General features: G+C 65.5%; 22 protein-coding genes. 14 read left to right on the forward strand and 8 right to left on the reverse strand.

Features of this window, described 5'->3' with window-relative positions:
* Nucleotides 1-2: 2 nt before the first annotated feature.
* Together NGM06_RS01895 and NGM06_RS01900 are read right to left on the reverse strand one after the other, a co-directional pair.
* Complete coding sequence (locus tag NGM06_RS01895; protein WP_254268673.1) at nucleotides 3-671, reverse strand: DUF7344 domain-containing protein; 669 nt, start codon at nucleotides 669-671, stop codon at nucleotides 3-5.
* A gap of 150 nt (nucleotides 672-821) precedes the next feature.
* Complete coding sequence (locus tag NGM06_RS01900) at nucleotides 822-1,166, reverse strand: lycopene cyclase domain-containing protein (RefSeq protein WP_254268674.1); 345 nt, start codon at nucleotides 1,164-1,166, stop codon at nucleotides 822-824.
* 131 nt (nucleotides 1,167-1,297) lie between these two features.
* On the opposite strand from NGM06_RS01900, the gene NGM06_RS01905 reads away from it, so the two are divergent.
* A complete protein-coding gene (locus tag NGM06_RS01905) occupies nucleotides 1,298-2,440 on the forward strand; it encodes a CBS domain-containing protein (RefSeq protein WP_254268675.1) in 1,143 nt (380 codons plus the stop codon).
* 70 nt (nucleotides 2,441-2,510) lie between these two features.
* On the opposite strand, the gene NGM06_RS01910 is transcribed toward NGM06_RS01905, so the two are convergent.
* A complete protein-coding gene (locus NGM06_RS01910) occupies nucleotides 2,511-3,512 on the reverse strand; it encodes a phosphate uptake regulator PhoU (RefSeq protein WP_254268676.1) in 1,002 nt (333 codons plus the stop codon).
* 269 nt (nucleotides 3,513-3,781) lie between these two features.
* Between NGM06_RS01910 and NGM06_RS01915 the strand changes: the two genes are divergently transcribed.
* The 7 genes from NGM06_RS01915 (at nucleotide 3,782) to NGM06_RS01945 (ending at nucleotide 11,708) form a co-directional block, all read left to right on the forward strand.
* Entirely contained in the window at nucleotides 3,782-4,873 is a 1,092-nt protein-coding gene (locus NGM06_RS01915) for a PstS family phosphate ABC transporter substrate-binding protein (RefSeq protein ID WP_254268677.1), read from the forward strand.
* Nucleotides 4,870-5,943 carry a phosphate ABC transporter permease subunit PstC gene (pstC, locus tag NGM06_RS01920; RefSeq protein ID WP_254268678.1) on the forward strand — a complete coding sequence of 358 codons (1,074 nt, stop codon included), beginning with the start codon at nucleotides 4,870-4,872 and terminating at the stop codon, nucleotides 5,941-5,943. Before NGM06_RS01915 ends, pstC begins: the two co-directional genes overlap by 4 nt.
* Nucleotides 5,940-7,562, forward strand: a complete 1,623-nt coding sequence (gene pstA, locus NGM06_RS01925) for a phosphate ABC transporter permease PstA (RefSeq protein ID WP_254268679.1) — start codon at nucleotides 5,940-5,942, stop codon at nucleotides 7,560-7,562. The genes pstC and pstA overlap by 4 nt, the downstream gene beginning before the upstream one ends.
* Entirely contained in the window at nucleotides 7,559-8,485 is a 927-nt protein-coding gene (gene pstB, locus NGM06_RS01930) for a phosphate ABC transporter ATP-binding protein PstB (protein WP_254268680.1), read from the forward strand. The genes pstA and pstB overlap by 4 nt, the downstream gene beginning before the upstream one ends.
* Before the next feature lie 203 nt (nucleotides 8,486-8,688).
* Entirely contained in the window at nucleotides 8,689-9,369 is a 681-nt protein-coding gene (phoU, locus tag NGM06_RS01935) for a phosphate signaling complex protein PhoU (RefSeq protein ID WP_254268681.1), read from the forward strand.
* Between the two features lie 64 nt (nucleotides 9,370-9,433).
* Entirely contained in the window at nucleotides 9,434-10,111 is a 678-nt protein-coding gene (phoU, locus tag NGM06_RS01940; RefSeq protein WP_254268682.1) for a phosphate signaling complex protein PhoU, read from the forward strand.
* Nucleotides 10,112-10,325: 214 nt separating this feature from the next.
* Nucleotides 10,326-11,708, forward strand: a complete 1,383-nt coding sequence (locus NGM06_RS01945; RefSeq protein ID WP_254268683.1) for an HD domain-containing protein — start codon at nucleotides 10,326-10,328, stop codon at nucleotides 11,706-11,708.
* Nucleotides 11,709-11,743: 35 nt separating this feature from the next.
* On the opposite strand, the gene NGM06_RS01950 is transcribed toward NGM06_RS01945, so the two are convergent.
* Nucleotides 11,744-12,496, reverse strand: a complete 753-nt coding sequence (locus tag NGM06_RS01950) for a sensor domain-containing protein (RefSeq protein ID WP_254268684.1) — start codon at nucleotides 12,494-12,496, stop codon at nucleotides 11,744-11,746.
* Between the two features lie 297 nt (nucleotides 12,497-12,793).
* On the opposite strand from NGM06_RS01950, the gene NGM06_RS01955 reads away from it, so the two are divergent.
* From NGM06_RS01955 to NGM06_RS01965, 3 genes are read left to right on the forward strand one after another with little or no spacing between them, the layout of a single operon-like run.
* Nucleotides 12,794-13,135: an ArsR/SmtB family transcription factor gene (locus NGM06_RS01955; protein ID WP_379793042.1), complete on the forward strand. Its 342-nt coding sequence runs from the start codon at nucleotides 12,794-12,796 to the stop codon at nucleotides 13,133-13,135.
* Nucleotides 13,132-13,449 (forward strand): DUF7521 family protein, encoded by a 318-nt coding sequence (locus NGM06_RS01960; protein WP_254268685.1) that lies wholly within the window; start codon nucleotides 13,132-13,134, stop codon nucleotides 13,447-13,449. Before NGM06_RS01955 ends, NGM06_RS01960 begins: the two co-directional genes overlap by 4 nt.
* Entirely contained in the window at nucleotides 13,439-13,717 is a 279-nt protein-coding gene (locus tag NGM06_RS01965) for a DUF7521 family protein (protein ID WP_254268686.1), read from the forward strand. The genes NGM06_RS01960 and NGM06_RS01965 overlap by 11 nt, the downstream gene beginning before the upstream one ends.
* On the opposite strand, the gene NGM06_RS01970 is transcribed toward NGM06_RS01965, so the two are convergent.
* Nucleotides 13,714-14,484, reverse strand: coding sequence for a hypothetical protein (locus NGM06_RS01970; protein ID WP_254268687.1), 771 nt, complete (start codon nucleotides 14,482-14,484; stop codon nucleotides 13,714-13,716). The genes NGM06_RS01965 and NGM06_RS01970 overlap by 4 nt on opposite strands.
* A 181-nt stretch (nucleotides 14,485-14,665) precedes the next feature.
* Between NGM06_RS01970 and NGM06_RS01975 the strand changes: the two genes are divergently transcribed.
* The gene (locus NGM06_RS01975; protein ID WP_254268688.1) at nucleotides 14,666-15,346 is read left to right on the forward strand and encodes a sensor domain-containing protein; all 681 of its coding nucleotides are present in this window, start codon (nucleotides 14,666-14,668) and stop codon (nucleotides 15,344-15,346) included.
* Nucleotides 15,347-15,357: 11 nt separating this feature from the next.
* Here NGM06_RS01975 and NGM06_RS01980 read toward each other — a convergent pair whose 3' ends face one another.
* Both NGM06_RS01980 and NGM06_RS01985 read right to left on the reverse strand, forming a co-directional pair.
* Complete coding sequence (locus tag NGM06_RS01980; RefSeq protein WP_254268689.1) at nucleotides 15,358-16,191, reverse strand: DUF4097 family beta strand repeat-containing protein; 834 nt, start codon at nucleotides 16,189-16,191, stop codon at nucleotides 15,358-15,360.
* Between the two features lie 388 nt (nucleotides 16,192-16,579).
* Nucleotides 16,580-18,805: a CDC48 family AAA ATPase gene (locus tag NGM06_RS01985; RefSeq protein WP_163520263.1), complete on the reverse strand. Its 2,226-nt coding sequence runs from the start codon at nucleotides 18,803-18,805 to the stop codon at nucleotides 16,580-16,582.
* A gap of 464 nt (nucleotides 18,806-19,269) precedes the next feature.
* Between NGM06_RS01985 and larC the strand changes: the two genes are divergently transcribed.
* Nucleotides 19,270-20,682: a nickel pincer cofactor biosynthesis protein LarC gene (gene larC / locus NGM06_RS01990; protein WP_254268690.1), complete on the forward strand. Its 1,413-nt coding sequence runs from the start codon at nucleotides 19,270-19,272 to the stop codon at nucleotides 20,680-20,682.
* 81 nt (nucleotides 20,683-20,763) lie between these two features.
* On the opposite strand, the gene NGM06_RS01995 is transcribed toward larC, so the two are convergent.
* On the reverse strand, nucleotides 20,764-21,528 hold the full coding sequence (locus NGM06_RS01995; RefSeq protein ID WP_254268691.1) for a hypothetical protein: 765 nt from the start codon (nucleotides 21,526-21,528) through the stop codon (nucleotides 20,764-20,766).
* A 160-nt stretch (nucleotides 21,529-21,688) separates the two neighbouring features.
* On the opposite strand from NGM06_RS01995, the gene radB reads away from it, so the two are divergent.
* Entirely contained in the window at nucleotides 21,689-22,408 is a 720-nt protein-coding gene (gene radB / locus NGM06_RS02000; protein ID WP_254268692.1) for a DNA repair and recombination protein RadB, read from the forward strand.
* Nucleotides 22,409-22,577 lie beyond the last annotated feature (169 nt).

Below are 22,577 nucleotides of genomic sequence, written 5' to 3' on the forward strand. Positions count from 1 at the left end.
GTCTACGAATCCTGAATCTCCGGCGGCGTTTCGCCCGATCCGCTCGCGAGGCGCGCGTAGTACGTGTGCGCGACCGCTATCGAACCGAAAGCGGCCACGATGACGGTAGCCAGCACGACGTCCGGGACCCCTCCGATCGGCGGGAGACCGAGCCACGCGCCCGTGAGGAGACCGAGACCCCCGACGGCGAGTCCCAGATACCAGTTACACCACGGAATGTCGGGTCGGGATTCGAGGTCGAGGTACACGTCGAGTTGTTCGGCCGCGTCCGAGAGTTCGACGATACCGCGATTCTGGTTGTACGCCACGATGCCCGCGTCGTCTAACTTGGGGAGGTGGGACTGGTATAGCGCAGTGTATACCCGTTTGCGTTCTGCCGCGGAAATAGCGTCTACCGTGATGTCGTTCTCCCACGCCGCCACCTGCTCGGCCAACTCGGACAACTGGACCGAGTCGTCCGCGCGACGGAGATAGTGGAGGGCGTACCGTCGTCGTCGGTTCTTGAGAACGTCGAAGACGAGATCGCGCGAGAGTTCCTCCTCGGTCTGCTCGTCGTCCTCGGAGTCGACGACGTCGGAGACTTGCGATTCCGCGACAGCCGAATCCTGCTGGTCCGGAGTCTCCTCCGGTTCGGTGCTTTCTGTTCCGGATGAGTCACCAATGGTGCTCATTACTATGCCACCCCTTGCTCGTAACCCAGCATGGATAAGACACATCGCCCGGATTAGTCTTTGTTATTCACCATTTACCTGTTAGAAACCGTTGCTTACGAACAGTTGCACGTCCGTTCCATCTACTCGCCGTCCCGCGGTAACCGCCGCTTACACCCGGTTTTCGGCCGTCCCGGACGATGGGTGTCGTTCGTCGGTACTTCGGAGGGTCTCGTGTATTCCGAGAACCAGCGCCGGAACGACCACCATGAACAGGTGTTCCTCTATCGGGATGCCGAGGAGTTCTACCCCGGTCCGAAGGGGAATCTCGAACACGCCGATACGGAGGGTGTACCAGTCCCACAAATAGGCGATTGGATAGAGCGCCCCGATAGTTCGGGCGGCCTGTACCAACGCACCGGCCCGGTAAAGGAGTCCTACCGCCACGGTTCCCCAGACGACTTCGGTCAGGAGGTAGGTGTACTGGCCGAACGCGGCACCGATGTCGGGTATCACTCGACCGAGTACGGTCGGCGTCGGCAAAAAACCCCCGTCGGAGGGGGAATCGGCCGTCGTACCCCCGGATTCCCGAAATTCGATAACTCTGCTAAGTTTCATTATCACAGGAGACGTAGGTTCACGCGACGATGGACATCGCTGATATAGCAACGACGGACTTCACCGAGTTAGACGCCGCATCGAACGTCGGCAAGGCCCGGTCCGTCTTCGAAGACGAGAACCCGAAAGGTATCATCGTGACCAAGTCCGGCGAGTACGAGGGGGTCATCACGCAGAAGCAACTGCTCCGCTCCCACATCGAGGACCACACCAAAATCGAGACGCTCACCAAGTCCGCGCCCAAGGTGGACCGAACCGACGACGTTCGAGACGTCGCGCGTTCGCTCGTCGAGGGCGGTACCAAAGTCGCGCCCGTCTTCGAGTCGGGGTCGCTCTGGGGGGTCGTCAGCGAGGACCTCATCCTCGAAGCGGTGCTCGAACATCTCGACTCGCTGACCGTCGAGCAGATCTACACCGAGAACGTGATTACCATCGACGAGGACGCGACGCTCGGGCAGGCCATCAATCGCCTGCGCGAACACGGCATCTCTCGACTCCCCGTCGTGGACGAGGACGGCTTCCTGACCGGCGTCGTCACCACGCACGACGTCGTGGAGTTCGCCACCCGGAACGTCCAGAAGACCACGCGCGGCGACCGGTCCGGCGAGGGCGACCGACTCCTCGACCTGCCGGTGTACGACGTGATGTCGAGTCCCGCGACGACCACGCAACTGGACGAGACCGTGCGCGCGGCCGTCGAACGCATGTTCGAGAACGACTACTCCGGACTGGTCGTCACGCCGGAGGACGACGACCGAGTCGTGGGCGGCGTCATCACCAAGACCGACGTGCTGCGGGCACTGTCGTACACCGAGGAGGAGGTGCTGGACGTCCAGATTACCAACGTGAACCTGCTCGACACGCTCAGCAGGGAGTCGATTCGGTCGTCCATCGAGGAGATAACCGAGAAGTACGGCAAGATGCAGGTGCGCCACGCCCACGTTCGGTTCCACGAACACAAGGAGCGACTCCGCGGCACGCCGCTCATCCAGTGTAAGATTCGCCTCCGGACCAACCGCGGACAGGTCGCGGGGTCGGGCGAGGGGTACGGGGCCGAACAGGCGTTCAACGTCGCTCGCGACAAACTCGAACGCAACGTCCTCGAAGTGAAGGGCGTCGAGAGCGACCGCGAGTATCAGGGCCAACTCCTCCGGAAACTCGGCGAACTGTAGGCCTTCGAAAACTCGGTGAGTCTATCGCAGTGAGGACCCGGCGAACGCCGACCGCGAACGTCGGGCCACGCTACTTTTCGGGTCGGGGTGCGGCCTTCTGGAGCGCGGTCTCGGCGATGTTTCCGCCGTAGTCGGCGCTACGGGACAGCGAGTCCACGACGAGACTCAGGTACTGGGCGCGCTGGGCGTCCATCTCTCGGATGAGGTCGTCCACCGCGCGGGTGTGTTCGTCCACGCCGCGAACGCGCTCGCGGGCCTCGTTCCCGAGGCGCGTCGCCTCCTCGCCGTCCTCTTCGAGCAGCGCGTCCATCGCCATCTCCACGATGTTGGCGGCCTCCTCGTGGAGGTCTTCGAGCGCTTCGGCCACGTCCTCGGGAACCTCGTCGAGGTTGAGGCTCAACTGGCCGATCTTGGCCGCGTGGTCCGCGATGCGCTCCAACTGGCGGGCGCTGGAGTGGTAGTCGAAACACGTCTCGCGCGGCATGCCGATGTCGGCCGCGGTGCTGGGGTTGCGGAGCGCCGACCGGAACACCCGCGAGATCATGAACCAGAGTCGGTCCACGTCGTCGTCGCGCTCGATGACGTCCGTGGCGAGACTGTCGTCGTTTTCGATCAGTGCGGTCACCGCGTCCTGTAGCATCGTGGCCGAGACGAGTCGCATCCGGGTGATGGCGTTGTGAATCGAGAGTTCCGAGGAGTCGAGCAGGTCCTGCAGGACCACTCGGTCGGCCGTCTCCTCGATGACTTCGAGACCGACGAGACCCTGCGTGGCGTCTCGAACCGTCCGGCGCTGGTCGGGCGTCACGCGCGTCGCTTCGAGGTTGATGATGTCGAAGCCGCTGACGTACAGCGTAAACACCGTCCGCATGAGTTCCGTCCCTTCGAGGTCGGTGATATCGACCGTCCCCTCGACGGTGTCCTGGGCCGAACGCGGCGAGAGCAGCAGCGAGTCACCTTCCGGGTGGAACTCGATGCGGTCGCCCGCTTCGATGCCGTTCTCCGTCGCCCATCCCTTCGGGATGGAGACCGTGAACGTGGAACCGCCCGTGACCTGGACCTTCCGGGTTTCCATATGTCGATAGCCGAACCGATACACAATAAATCTACTCAAATCTATATACAGGAGCGGTTGCTAGGCGATATTTCGTGACGGACGCGATTCGGTCTCAGTACGAGCTAGTTGTTCGGTCGTGATACATCGTCGGCTCTCGGCCTGAGGTGGCTAGTCGTGGGGTCTCGTAACAGAACCCGACGGAACGACACCCTGTGTATGCATGGGTAAATACGTCTATATAGATATAATAGAAGGGTATTTACTTGGCCTTGGGCAAGACAATCGTAATGCGGGAAAAACCCTCTATCGACCGTCGAACTGTTCTGCTTGGAGGGGGTGGCGCTATCGCCTCACTGGCTGGATGTATCAGCACGAGTTCGACACCGCCCGGTAGCCGAGGGCGAGCGACGACGACGTCCGGAGAGTCCGACGGGTCGTCCTCGGAGCAACTGAAATCGGGTGGCTCCTCGACGGTGTACCCGATAACGAGCAAAGCCGCGTCGGTGTGGAACTCCAACCCACCCGCCGACGACGAGGAGTACTGGGGACCGGGCAAGTACGGTATCGAGACCGACGAACGACTGGCGACCTACTGGGCCGGGAAGTACGGGTTCGAGGCGTCGGGGTCCACCCCACCGTTCAAAGTGAACGTCGGTCTGAGCCACTCCGGGACCGGTCTGGAAAAGCTCAAGAACGGTCTCGTGGACATCGGCAACGCGAGCGCACCCGTGAAGGCCGAACTCCCGGACCTGAGCCAGTCGGAACTGGAGAAGTACACCGACCACGTCGTCGGCGTGGACGCCCAACCGATCGTGGTCAGCAAGGAGATTCGGGAGGCGGGCGTGGACAAACTGACCGCCGAGCAGGTCCGGAAAATCTACACGGGCGAGATAGAGAACTGGTCGGAGATAGACGCGTACAACGGAGAGGACAAGGAGATTCAGGCGATCGGTCGGGCCGAGGGGTCGGGGACCGACACCGCGTTCCGGGTGAACATGCTCGGCGGCCCCAACGCGAAGATGCAGGGTGTGGACGTGCGGAAGGGCCAGAACCAGCAGGTCAAGACCATCGTCGCGCGCTCGAACAACGCCATCGCGTACATGGCGCTGGCGTTCGTCACCAGCGAGGTCGCCGCCATCAAACTGGAGTTCGACGGCAAGGTGTACGAACCCGGGAAGAACCTCGCCGACGAGAACTATCCGCTCTCGCGCGACCTCCACTGCTACACCTACGACGGAACCTCGGAGAAGGAGGCCGCGTTCCTCCGGATGCTGGTGAGCGACTTCGGCCAACAGAACTTCGTCGAACCGTCCGGGTACGCGATGCTGACGGACGAACGACGGACGAACCAACTCGATAAGCTTCCGGACACTAAATGATAGGAAGCATCGACACCCGCGTCCGGTCCGCGCGCGCGACAGTCTCCGACATGGACCGCGGGGCGCAGTTCGTCGACGGCGCGGCTATCGTCTCGGTACTCCTCACGATGGCGGCGTTCCTCGTCGCGCCCGCGTACACGGTCTTCCCGCTGTTGGCGTTCTTCGCCGTCGCGGCCTACGGATGGAAATCCCATCAGGCGAACACCGCGAAGCTACTGATGTTCCTGATGACGGCTTCGACTATCGTCATCCTCGGTCTCATCACTGTCTACCTCGTCTTGCGGGCGATTCCGGTGTTTCAGGCGATGGGACTCGACCTGCTGTTCCGGACCCAGAAACCGCTGTGGAGTACCAGCGAGGGCGTCTACTCGCTGGTGCCGATGATGTGGGGGACGCTCGTGACGACCGTCCTCGCGATGGCCATCGCCGGACCCCTCGGCGTGGCCGGGGCGCTGTTCATCAGCGAAATCGCGCCCCGGTGGGCGCGGGAGGTCATCAAGCCCGGCATCGAGATTCTGGCCGGGGTCCCCTCCATCGTCTACGGGTTCATCGGCTACGTCATCATCAACACGTACATGATGGAGGAGTTGGAGTTGGCGAACTTCGGCAGTCTGTTCGGGGCCGCGCTGGTCATCGGCGTGATGGCCCTGCCGACGGTGGTCTCGGTCGCCGAGGACGCCATCGGGAGCGTGCCCGAGTCGATGAAGAGCGGGTCGCTCGCGCTCGGCGCGACCGACTGGCAGACCATCAAGAGCGTCACCATCCCGGCGTCGTTCTCGGGCGTCTCGGCCGCGGTCCTGCTCGGCGTCGGCCGGGCGGTGGGCGAGACGATGGCCGTCACCGTGATGCTCCCCCACCAGCAGGTCCTGCCCGACCCCATCTACGACGTGTTCCGGGGGACCGAGACGCTCACCAGCCTCATCGCCGGGCAGTACGGCGTCGCCTCCGGGAACCAGATGTCGGCGCTGTTCGCGGCCGGTGTCGTGTTGTTCGTGACGGTCCTCGGACTCAGTATCGCCTCGCAATTCGTGGAAGCGCACATGGAGCGTAAACTCGGGGGAAGCCAATGAGCTACGAGACGAACGATCTGGTCGCCGACGAGTCCTCACTCGCCGAGCGAGTCGCGTCCGGCGTCGTCGGTCTCGACGTGCTGTCGGTCGTCCTCGGCTTCGCGGCCATCTTCCAGTGGACCGAAGTCGAGAGTCAGTTCTTCGGCGTGACGCTGTTCAACCTCTACGGGGCGAGTCTCGTCCTCGCTGGCGTCGGCGTCGTGGCGCTCGGACTCGCGTCCCGGTTCGGGTACGTGGAGACGACGCCCAACCGGAGCGCCGGACTGCTCACCGGGGGTCTGTTCGGTCTCGTCGGCGTGGTCGCCGGCGGACTCGTCGCCTCCCAGACGCTCGGTCTGGGTCTCGTGGGTTGGCTCCCCGCGGCGATACTGGTCGGCGTCGGCGTGGCCGCGGTGACGGTCCTCCCGCGCGAGGACGTCGGGTCCACGCTCCCGGCGGGTGCGCTCTCGGTCCTCGTGGGCGCGCTGTTCCTGACCGACGTGTTGACGACCGGGTGGGAGTGGGCACCCGAGGGCTTCTCGGCCACCTTCACCGGTCCCGTGGTCGGCCCGGTGTTGACCATCTTCGCGGGACTCGTCTGCGCGTGGGCGGCCGCGAAGGCCCACGAGGGCTTCGGCACTCGGGGACGACAGGCCGGGGCGTACCTGCTCGTGGGTCTGAACGCCTTCGGCATGCTCGGCGTTCTGCTGCTGCTCGTCCTGTTCGTCGCCGGGAAGGGCTGGTCGCGGATGGTCGAGGGCATCAAAATCGGCCTGTTCAGCGAACCGGCCTTCTGGTTCCACGTGCCCGGGTTCGACCAGTACCTCATCTTCGAGGTACCCGGCGTCTGGTTCTACTGGCCGTTCACGATGAACGGCTACTCGCTGTCTCAGGACGTGATGAACGGCGTCCTGCCCTCCATCGTCGGGACGGTCTGGCTGGTCGTCGGCGCAGTGCTGTTCGCGGTCCCGCTGGGCGTCGGCGCGGCGGTGTTCCTCACCGAGTACGCCGAGCAGGGCGGGTTCACGCGTGCGGTCGAGATAGCGACCAACGGGCTGTGGAGCACGCCGAGCATCGTCTACGGCCTGTTCGGCTTCGCGTTCCTCGTCCCGCGACTGGGCAACAGCTTCTCGCTGCTGGCGGGCCAGTTGGTGCTGGGGTTCATGCTCCTCCCGCTGGTACTCATCACCAGTCGCGAGGCCATCATGACGGTCCCCGACGAGTACCGCGACGCCAGCGCGGCGCTGGGCGTCAGCCAGTGGGAGACCATCAAGAGCGTCGTCATCCCGGCCGCGATGCCCGGCGTCATCACGGGCGTCATCCTCGGCGTCGGCCGTATCGCGGGCGAGACCGCACCCATCCTGCTGGTGGCGACCGGGTCGCCCCAAGTCACCAGCGGCCCCCGCGTGCTGAGGGGCTTCCAGTTCACGTCGAGTCCGCCGTTCGTGGCGAACCCGGCGCTGTTGGACAGCATCACCGCCCTCCCCTACAAACTCTACGCGACCATCACGGCGGGCGTCGTGAGTTCCGACCCCGCGTTCGGGTGGGCGACGGCGCTGGTGCTACTCATCGTCGTGCTGTCGTTCTACGCGGTCGGCATCGTCTCCCGAATCTACTTCCGGAGGAAACTCGAACAATGAGCAACGCAGAATTCCAGCAGAGCGAACCGAGCGCGGACGAACAGACAGAGAGCCAGAGCCAAACGACGACCGTCAGCGGGGAGAGCCAAGAGCAACTCGAAGACGAGTGGATCGAGTACGAGTTCGACGGCGCGCCCAAGATTTCGGTCGAAGACCTCGACGTGTTCTACGGCGACGACCACGCCATCCAGTCGGTGTCGATGGACATCCCCGAGAACAGCGTCACGGCGCTCATCGGCCCGTCAGGCTGTGGGAAATCGACGTTCCTGCGGTGTCTGAATCGGATGAACGACCGCATCAACTCGGCGCGGGTCGAGGGGTCGGTCGAAATCGACGGCGAAGAGATTTACCAAGACGGCGTGAACCTCGTGGAACTCCGCAAGCGCGTCGGCATGGTGTTTCAGGCACCCAATCCCTTCCCGAAGTCGATTCGGGACAACATCGCCTACGGCCCGCGCAAGCACGGCGACATCAACGACGGACTGCTCGACAGACTCCTCGGCCGGGCCGACCCCGACAAGGAGGACGAACTGGTCGAGCGGTCGCTCCGACAGGCCGCGCTCTGGGACGAGGTCAGCGACCGACTCGACGACAACGCGCTCGGCCTCTCCGGTGGCCAACAGCAGCGTCTCTGCATCGGTCGGTGTCTGGCGGTGGACCCCGAGGTCATCCTGATGGACGAACCGGCGTCCGCGCTGGATCCCATCGCCACCGCCAAAATCGAGGACCTCATCGAGGAACTCTCGGAGGATTACACCGTGGTCGTCGTCACGCACAACATGCAACAGGCCGCCCGCATCTCCGACCAGACCGCCGTCTTCCTCACCGGCGGCGAACTGGTCGAGTACGGCGAGACCGACCAGATATTCGAGAACCCCAACAGCCAGCGCGTCGAGGACTACATCACCGGGAAGTTCGGATAGCGATTTTTGCTGTCTTTGCGAGCGTAGCGAGCAAAGGCCCGGAAGACGGACCGCGTCTTCGGAGCAGTCGCTCGCTCGCGGTGGGTACGGCGGACCGTGGAGTCCCGCAGATGCCGAAGGAGGTCGGGGGCAGACTCGCCGACCGTCGTACCGCCACGCGCAACAGACTCATCAGGACAGCAAGCGAAAAGACTTCGACTGCCATGTCTCGAACCGCCTATCGGAACCAACTCGAAGCCCTCCGGGAGAACGTGGTCCAAATGGGGGACCTCGTCGTCACGCGACTCCGCGCAGGTCTCGTCGCCCTCGACCGACAGGACCACGAACTCGCGTGGGACGTCATCGACGGCGACGAGGAAATCAACCGACTCTACCTCGACATCGAACAGGACTGCATCGACCTGCTCGCGCTCCAACAGCCCGTCGCCTCCGACCTCCGCCTCGTCGCCGCGTCGTTCAAGATTATCACCGACCTCGAACGCGTCGCCGACCTCGCCGCCAACCTCGGCGAGTACGCGCTGTACGCCGACCGCGACGTGGTCTCGGACGTCGACCTCCGGAGTCTCGGCGAACGGGCCGCGGAACTCGTCTCTGACGCAGTGACGGCCTACGAGACGGCCGACGCCGCGGCCTGCGAGGCGCTAGCCGACCGGGACGACGACCTCGACGCCCGGTGTGAGCGCGCCAGCGAACGCGTCGTCCGCGACCTCATCGAGACCGAACTGCCCTCCGAGGCCGACAGCGAAGCGGTCGAACTGTTCTTGCAGGACGTGTCGCGCGTGTTGCTGACGATTCGAGACCTGGAGCGCGTGGGCGACCACGGGGTCAACATCGCCGCACGGACCTTCTACATGGTCGAGAGCGACGACAGGCTCATCGAGTAACGTCAGCGGGCGGTCAGCTACCGCGGGCGAAAGGTACAACAGGGGGACACGCCCATTCGTAACTATGCCCCGAGAGGACTACCAACAGAAACTCACCGACCTCCGCGAGAACGTCCTCTACATGAGCGAGGTCGTGATGGAGCGACTTCGCATGGGACTCGACGCCCTCGAACAGAAGGACACCGACCTCGCGTGGGAGGTCATCGACGGCGACGAGGAGGTCAACCAACTCTACCTCGACCTCGAACAGGAGTGCATCGACCTGCTCGCGCTCCAGCAACCCGTCGCGGGCGACCTGCGGTTCGTCGCCGCGTCGTTCAAGATAATCACCGACCTCGAACGCATCGGCGACCTCGCGACCAACCTCGGCGAGTACACCCTCGAAGCGAACCACGACGTGTTCCCCGAGGTCGATATTCAGGAACTCGGCACGTTCACTCTCGACATGATAGAGGACTCGATGGTGGCCTACGCCGACGAGGACGCCGACACCTGTTACGCTATCGCCGACCGTGACGACGAACTCGACAGTCGGTGCGAACGCGCCAGCGAAATCGTGGTTCGTGACCTCATCGAGACCGAACTGGAGGACAACACGGAGGAAGAGGTCGAGCAACTGCTGGAGGACGTCTCCCGTCTGCTGCTGACGGTCCGAGACATCGAACGCATCGGTGACCACGCCGTCAACATCGCCGCTCGGACCCTCTACATGGTCGAGAACGACGACGAACTCATCTACTGAAACTTTTGCTGCGGTCGAGCGCGCCGACGGCGCGCTCTCCTTGGCAAAACTTTCACGAAAATACCGAGGGCGACGCTCTCCCGAGCCGTCGTTCACTCGCGGTGAACTGCGGGAGTTCGTCCCTCGGGCGGAATCGAAAGACCGACTACGGTACCGTACCGACCGTTGACAACCAGTTACCGATGCAATCGACCTCTCCGATAGCTTTCGCTCCATGACCGTGACACAGATCAAGGACCCGGTTCACGGGTACGTCGAACTCGAACAGGCGCTGCTCGATTACGTCGTGGATACCCGCCCGTTCCAGCGTCTGCGGTACGTGCGCCAACTCTCGGCGACGAACCTCGTCTATCCCGGTGCCAACCACACCCGGTTCGAACACAGCCTCGGGGTCTACCACCTCGGGCGCACCGTCTTCGAGAATCTGCGCACGCAGTCGTACTTCACGCGCGACACCCCCGAGTCGGTGCTCGACGAGATTCAGCGAACGCTCGAGTGCGCCTGTCTGCTCCACGACGTGGGTCACCCGCCGTTCTCGCACCTCGGCGAGCGGTACATCGACACCGAGGACCTCCGAACGCGTCTCGCCGACCGCGGTCTCGTCGCCGTCTTCGAGGACGCCGGTATCGAGGACCCGCTCGGGTCGGTCAGCGCGCACGAACTGCTCGGCTGTCTCGTCGTCCTCCGGGAGTACGCCGACGCGCTCCGGGACCTCGGCGTCGACCCCTACGAGGTGTGTGCCTACATTCTCGGGTACAGCCTCCGCTTCGAGCGGGGCGGTCGCTGGCAGTACGGCGTCGGCGCACAGATTCTCCACTCGCCCATCGACGTGGACCGCCTCGACTACATCACTCGGGACAACCAGATGACCGGGGCGGACGTGCTGAGTTTCGACACCGACAGGATGGTGGGCGCGTACACCGCCCACCCCGACGAGGGACTCGCGCTCTCGGACAAGGCGCTCAGCACCGTCGGCAACTACCTCGAAGGTCGCATCGCGCTCTACATGTGGGTGACCCAGCACCACAAGTCGGTCTACGCGAACGTCCTGCTCCGCGCGCTCCTCGACGAACTCGCCGACATCGCCGCCGACCCGCCGGTCACCGCCGACGACGTGCTGGAGGAGGGCATCGACGACAACACGCTGATGGAGCGACTCCGAGTCGAGGCGCGCGACCGGCCGGACTCCACGCTGGCGACGCTCTACGACCGCTTCAGGTCGCGACAGTTCCCCGAGTCCTGCTGGAAACACCGCATCGCCTACGCCGACCGAGTGGACGCGGACCTCGACGCGTTCGGCGAGTGGTTGCTCGACCACGACGACCGACTGGAGCGCGCGCTCGCCGACGACCTCGACGTGCCACTCCACGAGGTCTGGATAGAACAGTCGTACGTCCCGGAGTACGAACCCGCCCAACTGGGGGACATCCCCATCGCGTACGGGGGGACGACCCGCTCGGTCGGCGAGTGGGGACTCTACGGCGACCGGGCGTTCGACAGTCCGATCCCGTTCGTCTTCGTCCCCCACGGCACCGAGAAGCGCGCGACGGGACTCCTCGTCGAACTGTTCCACGCCGAGCGCAGCGCCGACGTCTGACCCTCGACCACCGACTCCCTCGAAGCGGCGACGCTTCAGAGCGGTAGCGACGGTCGCTCGGCGTTCGCTCCGAGCAGCAGTTTCGTGTACCACGCCGAGAACCGCGCGAGACCGTTGAGCAGGTGGAGCGAGGCGACGCCGAGCAGGACGCCGAGACCCGCCACCCCGAGCGCGGCGGGGAGCGTCTGCACCTGCCACGACCCGACGCTGACGACCGTCTCGACGCCCACGAGCAGGTTCCGCCAGACCACGTACAGCGAGGGGTGGAACTGAATCGGCGCGTCGGTCACGACGCCGACGTAGACGCCCGGTTGGTCGTAGACGAGGGGGACCGCGAGCATGCTCACCGAGGTCACGAGCAGAGTCGTGACCGAGACGAACGCGGCGAGACCGATGACCAGTTTCGACCCGAGGTAGACCAGCGCCTTCCACGTCCCGAAGTCGGTCACGAGGCGCTTGCAGCGCTCGGTTATCGACCCCGAGTCGGTCACGACCCACCCCGGCGACTCCACTTCGACGCCGAGTAGGAGCGTGGCTATCTTCCGTTCGACCCCGGCGAGACCGGTCGAAACGGCCAACACCGCCAGCAGAATCGGAATCCCGACGACGGTGATGGCGAGACCGACGCCCAGCGAGAGACCGACCGACAGGAACGTGAAGTAGACCAGACCGAGCGGGAACGAAAGCACCAGATACAGCAGGTTCCGGTAGGTCTGGAGCCTGAACGGGACGCCGAAGACGGCCCGGAGCCGTCTGGCCGGGGCCGCGCTGCGATTGTCGGTCGACATCGAGATACGACGGAATTCTTGGCCGTTCACAATAAATTTTCGGACATTTGCGCGCCCGGAGACTGTCCGTAGTATTTTACACGTCCGACTCCGAATCGACGGTCGGACGGGAATGCAACGTTGCCTCGACGCGCTCGGCGTTCGCTCGCGGACTCGAACCGCCCGCCGAGCGGGTCGTCCGCGACTCGGGTTCGGATGCTGGCCGCGCCGTCCGCGGCTCGCTACCGCGGGTCGGTCGCGGCAACTCGTCACCGCGGCTCGGCAGTCACACCGACGACCCGCCGGGAGGTCTCTGCCGTGAGCGAGACGGACGCCACGGCGATGTTCGAGTTGCTCGACGACGAGTACGCCCGCGACATCCTCGTGGCCACCTACCGGGAGCCGAAATCCGCCGACGCCTTGGCGGAGGTCTGCGACGCCTCCCCCTCGACCATCTACCGGCGAGTCGAGCGCCTCGAAGACCAGCGCCTGCTGGACGCCGAACAGCGCCTCGACCCGGACGGCCACCACTACGAGGTGTACGCAGCGTGCCTCCAGCGGGTCACCGTCGAACTGACCGAGGACGGCATCGAAATCGACGTGGACCGCGACGAGGACGCGGTCGACCGCTTCACCAGACTCTACGAGGGGTTCAAATGACGCCCGGCGTCGTCCTCCAGACGGTCACCGGCGGCTCCGAGACGGTCGTCGTCCTCGCGCTCGCCGGACTGCTGGTCGCGGCGGGCCTGTCGCTGGTGGTGGTCTACGAGCTGTTCGAGGGGTACCGCCGGAACGGAACGCGCCCGATGCTGGCGCTGGCGGTCGGTCTCGCGCTCCTCGTGACCGGTCCCATCTTCCTGCGCCTCGCGTTCGCGAACGTCGTCGCCGTATCGCCCGCGACGCGGTCGCTCGCCACGACCGCCTCCGAACTGCTCGGTCTCGCAGTCATCATGTACGCGATCTATGACCCCTGACATCACCACGCTGGCGGCGTCGCTCTCCGCCGCGCTCGGCCTGTTCGTCTCCTATCAGGCGTACCGCGGCTACCGCCGCCACGGCAGCGCGACCATGGGGCTGCTGGCGGTCGGCATCGCCTGTTTCACTGCGATTCCGTTCGCCCTGCAGGCGCTCCTCGCGCCCGCGCTGGCGTGGTCGGACGCGATGGCGATTCTGGCAATCGTCGCGTCGTACAACGTCGGTCTGGTGGCGATTCTCTGGTCACTCCGGGGCGGCGGCCGCTAGAACGGCGTTCGAATCCCGATGCCGTTCGAGAGCGACCAGTCGAGGCGTCGGCGTTCGCCGTCCGGAAACGAGAGTTCACAGCTTCCGACGAGCGGAATCTCCCCGCGGTGGAACCCCTCCCACCGCGACCGATAGGCCGTACCGCCTTCCAATCCCGTCTCGTAGGAGCCTCGCGGGACCGTCACTCTCGCGCCCGCGACGACGAGGCGACCGCCGTTCGTAGAGAGCGCGCGGTCCGCCGACAGTTGGTCGTCGCGCTCGACCTCCACCTCGTGTTCGAGCCACGTGAACCCGGGGCGTTCCCGGTAGACACCCCACGGGTCCACTTCGTACGCCCTCCCGAGGAGACGCCCGGCGCTCCAGAGTCGAAGTCGGTAGCGGGCGTCGTCGCGACCCTCACCGCCGTCAGGACCGTCGTCGAGTCGGTGGACGAGGACCGCGGCGTCGTGTACACCGAACCGTTCGCTGGGTACCACGTCCGCCTGCCGCGCGTAGGTGCCGACGAACTCGCCGGTGAGCGATTCCGGCTCCCGCCACGGGAGCGAAGCGTCGCCGTACTGCTCGCCCATTCGGTCGGCGTAATCGGCAAACTCTGCGGGCGGAACGAACTCCTCGGCGTTCGGCGAATCGAGGTCGAGCGACCCGCCGAAGCCACCGCCGAGTTTCGTGCGGACGAATCCGACGTCGAGGTGGGCGGCACCGCCGAGGAGCGTTCCGACTGCGGCGACCCCGCCGACTCCACGGAGGAACCTGCGTCTGGAGGACATCGTCTCGAACGGGAACGCGACGAAGCATATACTTTCTCCAACGATGACATCTCTGCCGGGGGCGAAGTCCGATTCGGCCGGTACGCGCTCGTATAAAAATCCTTCCCCGAGTCGCCGCGCCAGCGACTGGCCGACCCGGTTTACGGAGTTACCTGCCGTCGCTTTCAGTACGGTGACACGCATGACGACCACGTTTCGAGACGCCGCGACGACGCTCGTCGGCGTCCCCGTGCGCGCACAGACGTATCGAAATCTGTTATACCTCGTTCTCGCCTTCCCGCTCGGTCTCGCGTACTTCGTGGGTCTGACGTTCGGGTTCTCGCTCGGCGTCGGTCTCGCAGTCACGTGGTTCGGAATACCGATTTTGCTGGCGACGCTGGCGGGCGCGAGCGCGCTGGCGAGGTTCGAGGCCGGACTGGCCAATCGCCTGCTCGGAACCGACGTTCGAGCGCCGTCACTCGACACCTCCGGGGGCGTCCTCGCGGCGACAAAGCGCCTCGTGACCGACGCCCGGACGTGGATTGCGGTCGGCTACCTCTTGGTCAAGTTCGGACTCGGCATCGTCTCGTTCGCCGCGCTCGCGACCCTGTCCTCGCTGTCCGTGGGACTGATGGCCGCGCCGCTGACCTACTCGTCGAACTACTACGTCGGTCTCCGCCTCGGGACCATCACGGCCGGACCGTTCGAGTCGGGCAGACTCGCCGTGGACACCTTCGGCGAGGCGGTCGGCGTCGCCTTCCTCGGTCTGGTCGTCGCGTTCGCGTCGCTCCACGTGTTGAACGCGCTCGCAGGTCTCTGCGGAACGATTACCGAGGAGCTACTGGACAGTTCCACAGCGGCCGGGGCGACCGACGAGAACTGAACCGAAAAGCGCTATCGCAGTTCCGAGAGTTCGACACTGCCGTTCTCCGTGACGAACTGGAGTTTCGGGCCGCCGTCGCCGAGCGTCCCTTGGACCAGTTGCTCACTTCTGATTTCGGTCTCGAGGTTCGGCAGTTCGACGTCGAGGTCACCGTAGTCCGTCGTGGCGACGAGAGCCGCGTTCAGGTCTGACGCGACCGCTGCGGTCACGCTCCCGTTCTCGCTCTCGACGGTCGTCTCGCCGCGTATCGCCGGAACCCCGACGTCGATGCTCCCGTTTTCGGTCCGCACGTCGTCGACGCCCGAGACGTTGCGGACGGTCACGCTCCCGTTCTCGGTCTCGGCGGAGACGAACCCGTCGATGCCGCGGGCGTCGATGCCCCCGTTCTCGCTGACGAGCGTCGCGTCCGTCGCGACGTTGCGGACGTCCACGCTTCCGTTCTCGGTCCGGAGTTCTCCGAGACCGACCTCTGAGGGGAGTTCGACGCTGATTTCGACCGAGGGCACGCCGCCCAGCCACGACCCGTCGCCGGTCCGGCGGGTCTCGACGGCGAGTTCGCCGTTTTCGACGCCCGTCTCGACGCGCACGTCGTCGAGGTCGGTGAACACCGACCCGGATTTCTTGACCGTCTCGACGCGAACGCGGTCGGCGTCGGTCGGTCGGACCCGGATCTCTCCGTTCTGCCCGTTCACCGTCACCGAGTCCACCGAGTCGGCGTCGAACTGCTGTGCGTCTTCGAGTCGTTTGCCGACGAACGGCGTCGCGCCGCTACAACCCGAGAGCGCGGCGAGCGCGCCGGTAGCGCCCAATCCGAGTACGCGACGGCGCTGAGTGTCTACGTTCATCACACGCTGGAATACTGTTCCGTCCACGATAAAGAAGGGAACAGGTTCGCAGAGCCAGCGCCCGTCCCAAATATTTATTACCGGTTACGAATCCGAGTCCGCTGCCGCGAAAGGGCGTCTCGACGTTCGACCCGCGGAGCGTGTCCGTAACTCCCGACCAGCAGATTACGTTCTCCACCTTCAGTCGACACACCGAAATCTACCGCGAGCGAACGACCGCCGTGTCGTCGTGAGCGCAGCGAACGACGGCTCGGGAGAGCGTCGCTCTCTCGGTGTTTTTGATGAGCGTTTTGCCAGGGAGAGCGCGCCTACGGCGCGCTCGACCGCCGGGGCGGCGAAGCCGCCCCGAGCCCTCGTTCGCTACGCTCACGAGGACGCAGCAAAAGGTTCATTGGAAGCCGATGCGGCCGCCGCGCCGACCCTGCTGGGGACTGGACGACCCGCCCTTGAACTCGTCTTCCATCTGCTCGTAGTAGTCGAGTAGGTCCTCCGTGATGGTCGGACGGACGTTCTCCATCGCCTGCCGGAAGTGGGTCATGCCGACCTCGGTGGCCTCGTCGTCCTCGCGGAGCGCCTCGATGGCGGCCTCTCGCGCGATGGATTCGAGGTCGCTACCCACGTAGCCGTCGGTGATTTCGGCGAGTTCGCGCAGGCTCACGTCGGGCGAGAGCGGCGTGTCGTCCGTGTGAATCTTCAGAATCTGCTCGCGGCCCTCCTCGTCGGGTTGACCGATCATCACGAGTCGGTCGAACCGACCCGACCGGATGAGCGCCGGGTCTATCATGTCCGGGCGGTTGGTCGCGCCGATGACCATCACGTCGCCCTTCTCCTCCAGTCCGTCGAGTTCCGTCAGGAGCTGGTTGACCACGCGTTCGGAGACGTTCGACCCCATCTCCTGACTCCGCGAGGGCGCGAGGCTGTCCAACTCGTCGAAGAAGATGACGGTCGGGGAGACCTGCCGGGCCTTCCGGAACGTCTGGCGGATGGCCTTCTCGGACTCGCCGACCCACTTCGAGAGGAGCTGCGGCCCGCGGACCGAGATGAAGTTGGCGTTGGTCTCGTTGGCCACCGCCTTCGCCATCAGCGTCTTGCCCGTCCCGGGCGGGCCGTAGAGCAGGACGCCGCTCGGCGGCGAAATACCCAACCGCTGGAACTTCTCGGGCGAGGAGAGGGGCCACTCGACGCTCTCCTGAACTTGGTCCTTGGCCTCTTCGAGACCGCCCACGTCGTCCCACGATATCTTGGGCAGTTCCACGAGGACCTCGCGCATCGCCGAGGGTTCGACCTCGTTGAGCGCGCCGTTGAAGTCCTGACGCTTGACTATCATCCGGTCGATGAGGCTCGGCGGGATGTCCTCCTCGTCGAGGTCTATCTCGGGGAGGTAGCGCCGCAGGGCCTTCATCGCGGCCTCCTTGGTCAGGCTCTCGATGTCCGCGCCGACGAAGCCGTGGGTGTCGTTCGCCAGCGAGTCCAGCGCCACGTCGTCCGAGAGCGGCATCCCGCGAGTGTGAATCTGGAGAATCTCCTCGCGGCCCGTCTCGTCCGGGACGCCGATTTCGATTTCGCGGTCGAACCGGCCCGGACGACGGAGCGCGGGGTCCACCGAGTCCACGCGGTTGGTCGCCGCGATGACGATGACCTGTCCGCGAGATTCGAGACCGTCCATCATGGTCAGCAACTGGGCGACCACGCGGCGTTCGACCTCGCCGGTCACGTCCTCGCGCTTGGGCGCGATGGAGTCCAGTTCGTCGATGAAGATGATGGAGGGCGACTCCTCGGTCGCGTCCTCGAAGATTTCCCGGAGCTGTTGCTCGGACTCGCCGTAGTACTTGGAGATGATTTCGGGACCCGCGATGGAGAAGAAGCTCGCGGAGGTCTCGTTAGCGACCGCCTTGGCGAGCAGGGTCTTGCCCGTGCCCGGCGGGCCGTGGAGCAGGACGCCCTGCGGCGGTTCGATGCCCAGCTTCTTGAATATCTGGGGGTGCTTCATCGGGAGTTCGACCATCTCCCGGACGCGCTGAATCTCGTTCTCGAGACCGCCGATATCCTCGTAAGTGATGCCGCCGCCGGTCTTCTCGAAGCCAGAGATGGGTTCTTCTCGCAACTCGACCTCGGTGTCCTCGGTGATGAGACAGACGCCGTCGGGGTCGGTCTCGACCGCGATGAGCGGAATCGCCTGTCCGGGCGACCGCATGAACGGGTGGTTGGTCGAGGACATCACGGGGACGATGTCGCGCTCGACCACCGGGCGCTTGAGAATCTGGCGCTTGACCATCCCGGCAGCGTCGGAGCCGAACTGGACGCTGGCCTCCTCGGGCGGTGCGAGGACCAGCTTGTCGGCCTTCTCGGCCTCTGCCTTCCGAATCTCGACGCGCTCGCCGATACCCACGTCGGCGTTCTGCCGGGTGAATCCGTCGATGCGAACCGTGTCGGTGTTCCAGTCCTGTCGGTCCGCGCGCCAAACTTTCGCGGCGGTCGTGTCGCCGCCTTCAATCTCGATGATGTCGCCCGGACTCAGCTTCAGATGCAACAGCGTGTCCGGGTCGAGTCGGGCGATACCGCGACCCGAGTCGTTCGGGTACGCCTTTGCCACCTCTAGTTGAACTTCATTCATGATTCGATAATACGGGGATTGTTTGTCGGTCCGCGCCCGCGAAGGTTAAGTCCTTTGCTACCGGGGGTACCTCGTGAACCGGCCGACGGAGTCGTCACGACGGGGCGCATGCTATGGGTTTGCATACGGACTCGCGCTACAAAGCCGTTTGGCCTACAGGTGAACTTTGTGGTAGCGACAACGAGGCGTACCCGATTCGGCGGCCCACCGGGCGCTCGGTCGCGTCCACGGTTTCGCGACCGAGCGCGCATAGGGGGAGGGTCGGGGACGCGGTGCCGGGCAGTCGTAGTGCGTGACGGTGCCGTGCGGTCGCTGTACGTGGCGGTGCTGTAGGTCGCCGTACTCCGTGGTTCAAGCAGTCGCTAGCTTCCTCGAAGCGGGTGCCGTATCGCAGACTGTCACCGACTTCGACAACCCCGCCGACAATCACCGCCTTTTTCGCCGCGAGCGACCCACGATACTCCATGAAGACGCTCGCATTCGACGGTCGGATGGGCGCGAGCGGCGACATGATACTCGCCGCCCTGCTCGCGGCGGGCGCGGACCGCGACGCGCTCGCCCCCGTCGAGGACTCCCTACCGGTGCGCTACGAGGTCGGCGAGACCGACAAGAACGGAATTTCTTCGACCACAGTCTCGGTCCTGCTGGACGACGAGGGAAGCGAAGCAGCGGTCGATGACGAAGCCACGGACCGCGACGACTCGCGCGCAGAGGGCCATTCGCACGGTGACCACGACCATCACGACCATTCGCACGGTGAGGGAGGGCACAGCCACGACCATTCGCACGACGAAGACGCACGCAGTCACGGCCGCGACGATGGGGGGCACAGTCACGACCACGACGAAACCGGCCACGACCACACGCACGCCGAGGGGTCCGGTCCGCTCCGGTCCTACCCCGAGGTAGTCGAACTCGTCGAGTCGATGGAACTGCCCGAGAGCGTCGAGCGCGACGCGCTGGCCGTCTTCGAGTTGCTGGGTGAGGCCGAAGCGAACGTCCACGGCACCGACCTCGAATCGACCCACTTCCACGAGGTCGGTGCTGACGACGCTATCGCCGACGTGGTGGGCGCGGCCCTCCTCCTCGACGACCTGAATCCCGAGCGCGTCGTGACGACGCCGCTCGCGACCGGCGGCGGCGACGTGGAGATGAGCCACGGCGTCTACCCGGTTCCGACCCCCGCCGTCGTGGGAATCGCCGAGCGCGCCGACTGGTCGCTCCGTGGCGGTCCGGTGGAGGCGGAACTCCTGACACCGACCGGCGCGGCCGTCCTCGCGCACTTCGCGGAGGGCGTCGAGACGCTGCCCTCGCTCCGAATCGACGCGTCGGGCTACGGCGCGGGCGGGTACGACTTCCCGGACCACCCGAACGTCCTCAGGGCGATGGTCGGGGAGAGCGAGGCGCACGGAAGTCTCGTCCGCGACGACGTCGCGGTCCTCGAAACGAACCTCGACGACGCCCCGCCCGAGATTTTAGGCGGCCTACAGGACTCGCTCGCCGAGGTCGGGGCGCGCGACGTGTCCGTCGTCCCGCTCACGATGAAGAAGTCCCGACCGGGCCACCTCGTGAAGGTCGTCTGCAAACCCGACGACGCCGAGGCTGTCGCCCGGCGACTCGCCGAGGAGACCGGCACGCTCGGCGTTCGACAGGCGGGCGCGACTCACCGCTGGATCGCCCATCGGGAAATCGAGTCTGTCGTCGTGGACCTCGACGGCGAGCGCTACGAGGTGAACGTGAAACTCGCCAGCGACGACTCCGGCGCGGTGTACGACGTGAGCGCCGAGTACGACGACTGCGCGGCGGTGGCGTCGGAGGCGGGAGTGCCCGTACGCGAGGTGATGCGGCGGGCGGAGAACGCGATTCGGGAGTCGTAGAGACCAATCAGAGGCGGATTCCGTTACGGAGGCAACTCGAACGCTGTTAGTGGTACTCCCGCCGTCGTTTCGATGCTCGTCCTACCCGCCGTTTCGATGCTCGTCCATCGCTTCCTCCAGCGTCAGGTCCCCTGCGGCCACGCGCCGGGCCAGTTCCTCGTCGATTTCCCGGTTGTCGTCGGCCCGTTCGCGCGACTTGTTCTTGATGACCTGTAGCTCTCCGGCGGTCGGTTCGATGTCGCGTCCCTCGACGCGCTTGCCCTCCAGTCGGGCGATGTTCACGGCGGCGAGCACGTCGCCCATGCCGCGCGCACCGGTGCCGAGGTAGGGCGTCGTCCCGGTCTCGTCCACGAGTTCGACGGGCGCGTCCTCCAACTCCCGGACGAGTTGGGCACCCTGCAATCGCGCGCCGTCGCCGATGCGGACGACGGGGTCCACCGCGTCCTCGACCTCTCGGCGGACCGTCTCGGCCACGTCCGCCAGCGGGACGTGGAACGCCGCGACCACCACGTCGCCCGAGAGGACCGCGATACCCGGCCGCGTGCCGGGGTCGATACCGACGATGGTCCGGCCGTCGCCGCTCCGGAGGCGGGCGAGGGCCTCGTCTACCGCACGCCGGGGGTTCTCCGGGTCGGCGACGACCGTCTCTACGTCGGCACGCGCGTCGGGGTCGTCGGTCACTGCCTCGGGCGTGTCCTCGTCGCTCTCGGCGTGAATCAGCACCGTGGCTCCGTCCGGAAGCGGGTCGCCGGGTTCGACCGTGGTGAAGGTCACGCCCCGGTCGCGCAACTCGTTGACCACGCCGTGATACACCTCGAAGTCCGCTGTGGCGACGACAACTGTCACTGTTCGGTGGTTCGCGTTCGGGGGTCAAAAGTTCGTCTGCCTCGGTTCCGGCGTTCGGAGTCTCGTCGCGTCCTACGATAGCCGTCGCACCGAGCGCCACGTGTCTCGGACGCGAATGCGAATCCGGAGCCTTTTGACCGGGTAGGCCCAACGCTCGCCCGTGAACGAAGAGGCCATTCCGACCGGGTGCGGGCCGCTCGACGACCTGCTCGACGGTGGGTTCGAGACCGGCACCGTCACGCAGGTGTACGGCCCGCCCGCCGCGGGCAAGACGAACGTCGCGCTGGGCGCGGCGGTCGAAGTCGCCGCCGACGGCGGTACCGCGGTCTACATCGACACCGAAGGGCTGTCGCTGTCGCGGTTCCAGCAGGTCGCCGAGGCCCGCGTGAACGCCGCGGGCGGCGCGGACGACGTCGAGGACCTCACCTCCAGAATCATCATCAAGGAGGCCTACGACTTCGAAGAGCAGGAGGAGGCGGTCCGCGACACCGCCGAACTCGCCGAACGCGCGGACCTCGTGGTTCTCGACAGCGCGACCGGGTTCTACCGACTCGAACGCGCCGAGGACGAGGAGGGCGGCGAGGCGCTCCGCGAAGTCGCCAGTCAGGTCACCCACTTGCTCTCGCTGGCGCGCAAGCACGACCTCGCGGTCGTCCTCACGAATCAGGTGTACACGGACCCCGACGGCGACCGGGCCCGGCCGCTGGGCGGGCACACCCTCGAACACTGGACCGGGACGGTCGTCCGCATCGAGCGGTTCCGCGGCGGGAACCGGCGCGCGACTCTCGAAAAGCACCGCGCCAAGCCCGCGGGCGAGAAGGTCCAGTTCCGCATCACGGACTCGGGGCTGGAGAGCGTCGAGGACACTGTCGGCGTCTGAGCGCCGGGGTTTCGCGGCAGCATCTTCTGAGAGGATTCGACGACACGCGTCGCTCTCGACGGCCACGGCTACGTCTATCGGGTCCGTGTCAGCAGTTCACCGACGAGTTCGGCGAGGGGGCTTCGTACAGTCGCCGAATCGGTCGGATGCGAGTGAGAAATCGGGGCCG

The organism is Halorussus aquaticus (assembly GCF_024218795.1).
GTDB classification, from domain to species: domain Archaea; phylum Halobacteriota; class Halobacteria; order Halobacteriales; family Haladaptataceae; genus Halorussus; species Halorussus aquaticus.

Coding starts and splice junctions, on each gene's coding strand:
- phoU (WP_254268682.1), top strand. CDS start 9,434: ATGCCCCGAGAGGACTACCAACAGAAACTCACCGACCTCCGCGAGAAC.
- pstC (WP_254268678.1), top strand. CDS start 4,870: ATGATAGGAAGCATCGACACCCGCGTCCGGTCCGCGCGCGCGACAGTC.
- NGM06_RS01965 (WP_254268686.1), top strand. CDS start 13,439: ATGACCCCTGACATCACCACGCTGGCGGCGTCGCTCTCCGCCGCGCTC.
- NGM06_RS01915 (WP_254268677.1), top strand. CDS start 3,782: ATGCGGGAAAAACCCTCTATCGACCGTCGAACTGTTCTGCTTGGAGGG.
- NGM06_RS01985 (WP_163520263.1), bottom strand. CDS start 18,805: ATGAATGAAGTTCAACTAGAGGTGGCAAAGGCGTACCCGAACGACTCG.
- NGM06_RS01950 (WP_254268684.1), bottom strand. CDS start 12,496: ATGTCGACCGACAATCGCAGCGCGGCCCCGGCCAGACGGCTCCGGGCC.
- NGM06_RS01980 (WP_254268689.1), bottom strand. CDS start 16,191: ATGAACGTAGACACTCAGCGCCGTCGCGTACTCGGATTGGGCGCTACC.
- NGM06_RS01905 (WP_254268675.1), top strand. CDS start 1,298: ATGGACATCGCTGATATAGCAACGACGGACTTCACCGAGTTAGACGCC.
- NGM06_RS01895 (WP_254268673.1), bottom strand. CDS start 671: ATGAGCACCATTGGTGACTCATCCGGAACAGAAAGCACCGAACCGGAG.
- pstA (WP_254268679.1), top strand. CDS start 5,940: ATGAGCTACGAGACGAACGATCTGGTCGCCGACGAGTCCTCACTCGCC.
- pstB (WP_254268680.1), top strand. CDS start 7,559: ATGAGCAACGCAGAATTCCAGCAGAGCGAACCGAGCGCGGACGAACAG.
- NGM06_RS01945 (WP_254268683.1), top strand. CDS start 10,326: ATGACCGTGACACAGATCAAGGACCCGGTTCACGGGTACGTCGAACTC.
- larC (WP_254268690.1), top strand. CDS start 19,270: ATGAAGACGCTCGCATTCGACGGTCGGATGGGCGCGAGCGGCGACATG.
- phoU (WP_254268681.1), top strand. CDS start 8,689: ATGTCTCGAACCGCCTATCGGAACCAACTCGAAGCCCTCCGGGAGAAC.
- NGM06_RS01970 (WP_254268687.1), bottom strand. CDS start 14,484: ATGTCCTCCAGACGCAGGTTCCTCCGTGGAGTCGGCGGGGTCGCCGCA.
- NGM06_RS01910 (WP_254268676.1), bottom strand. CDS start 3,512: ATGGAAACCCGGAAGGTCCAGGTCACGGGCGGTTCCACGTTCACGGTC.
- NGM06_RS01975 (WP_254268688.1), top strand. CDS start 14,666: ATGACGACCACGTTTCGAGACGCCGCGACGACGCTCGTCGGCGTCCCC.
- NGM06_RS01960 (WP_254268685.1), top strand. CDS start 13,132: ATGACGCCCGGCGTCGTCCTCCAGACGGTCACCGGCGGCTCCGAGACG.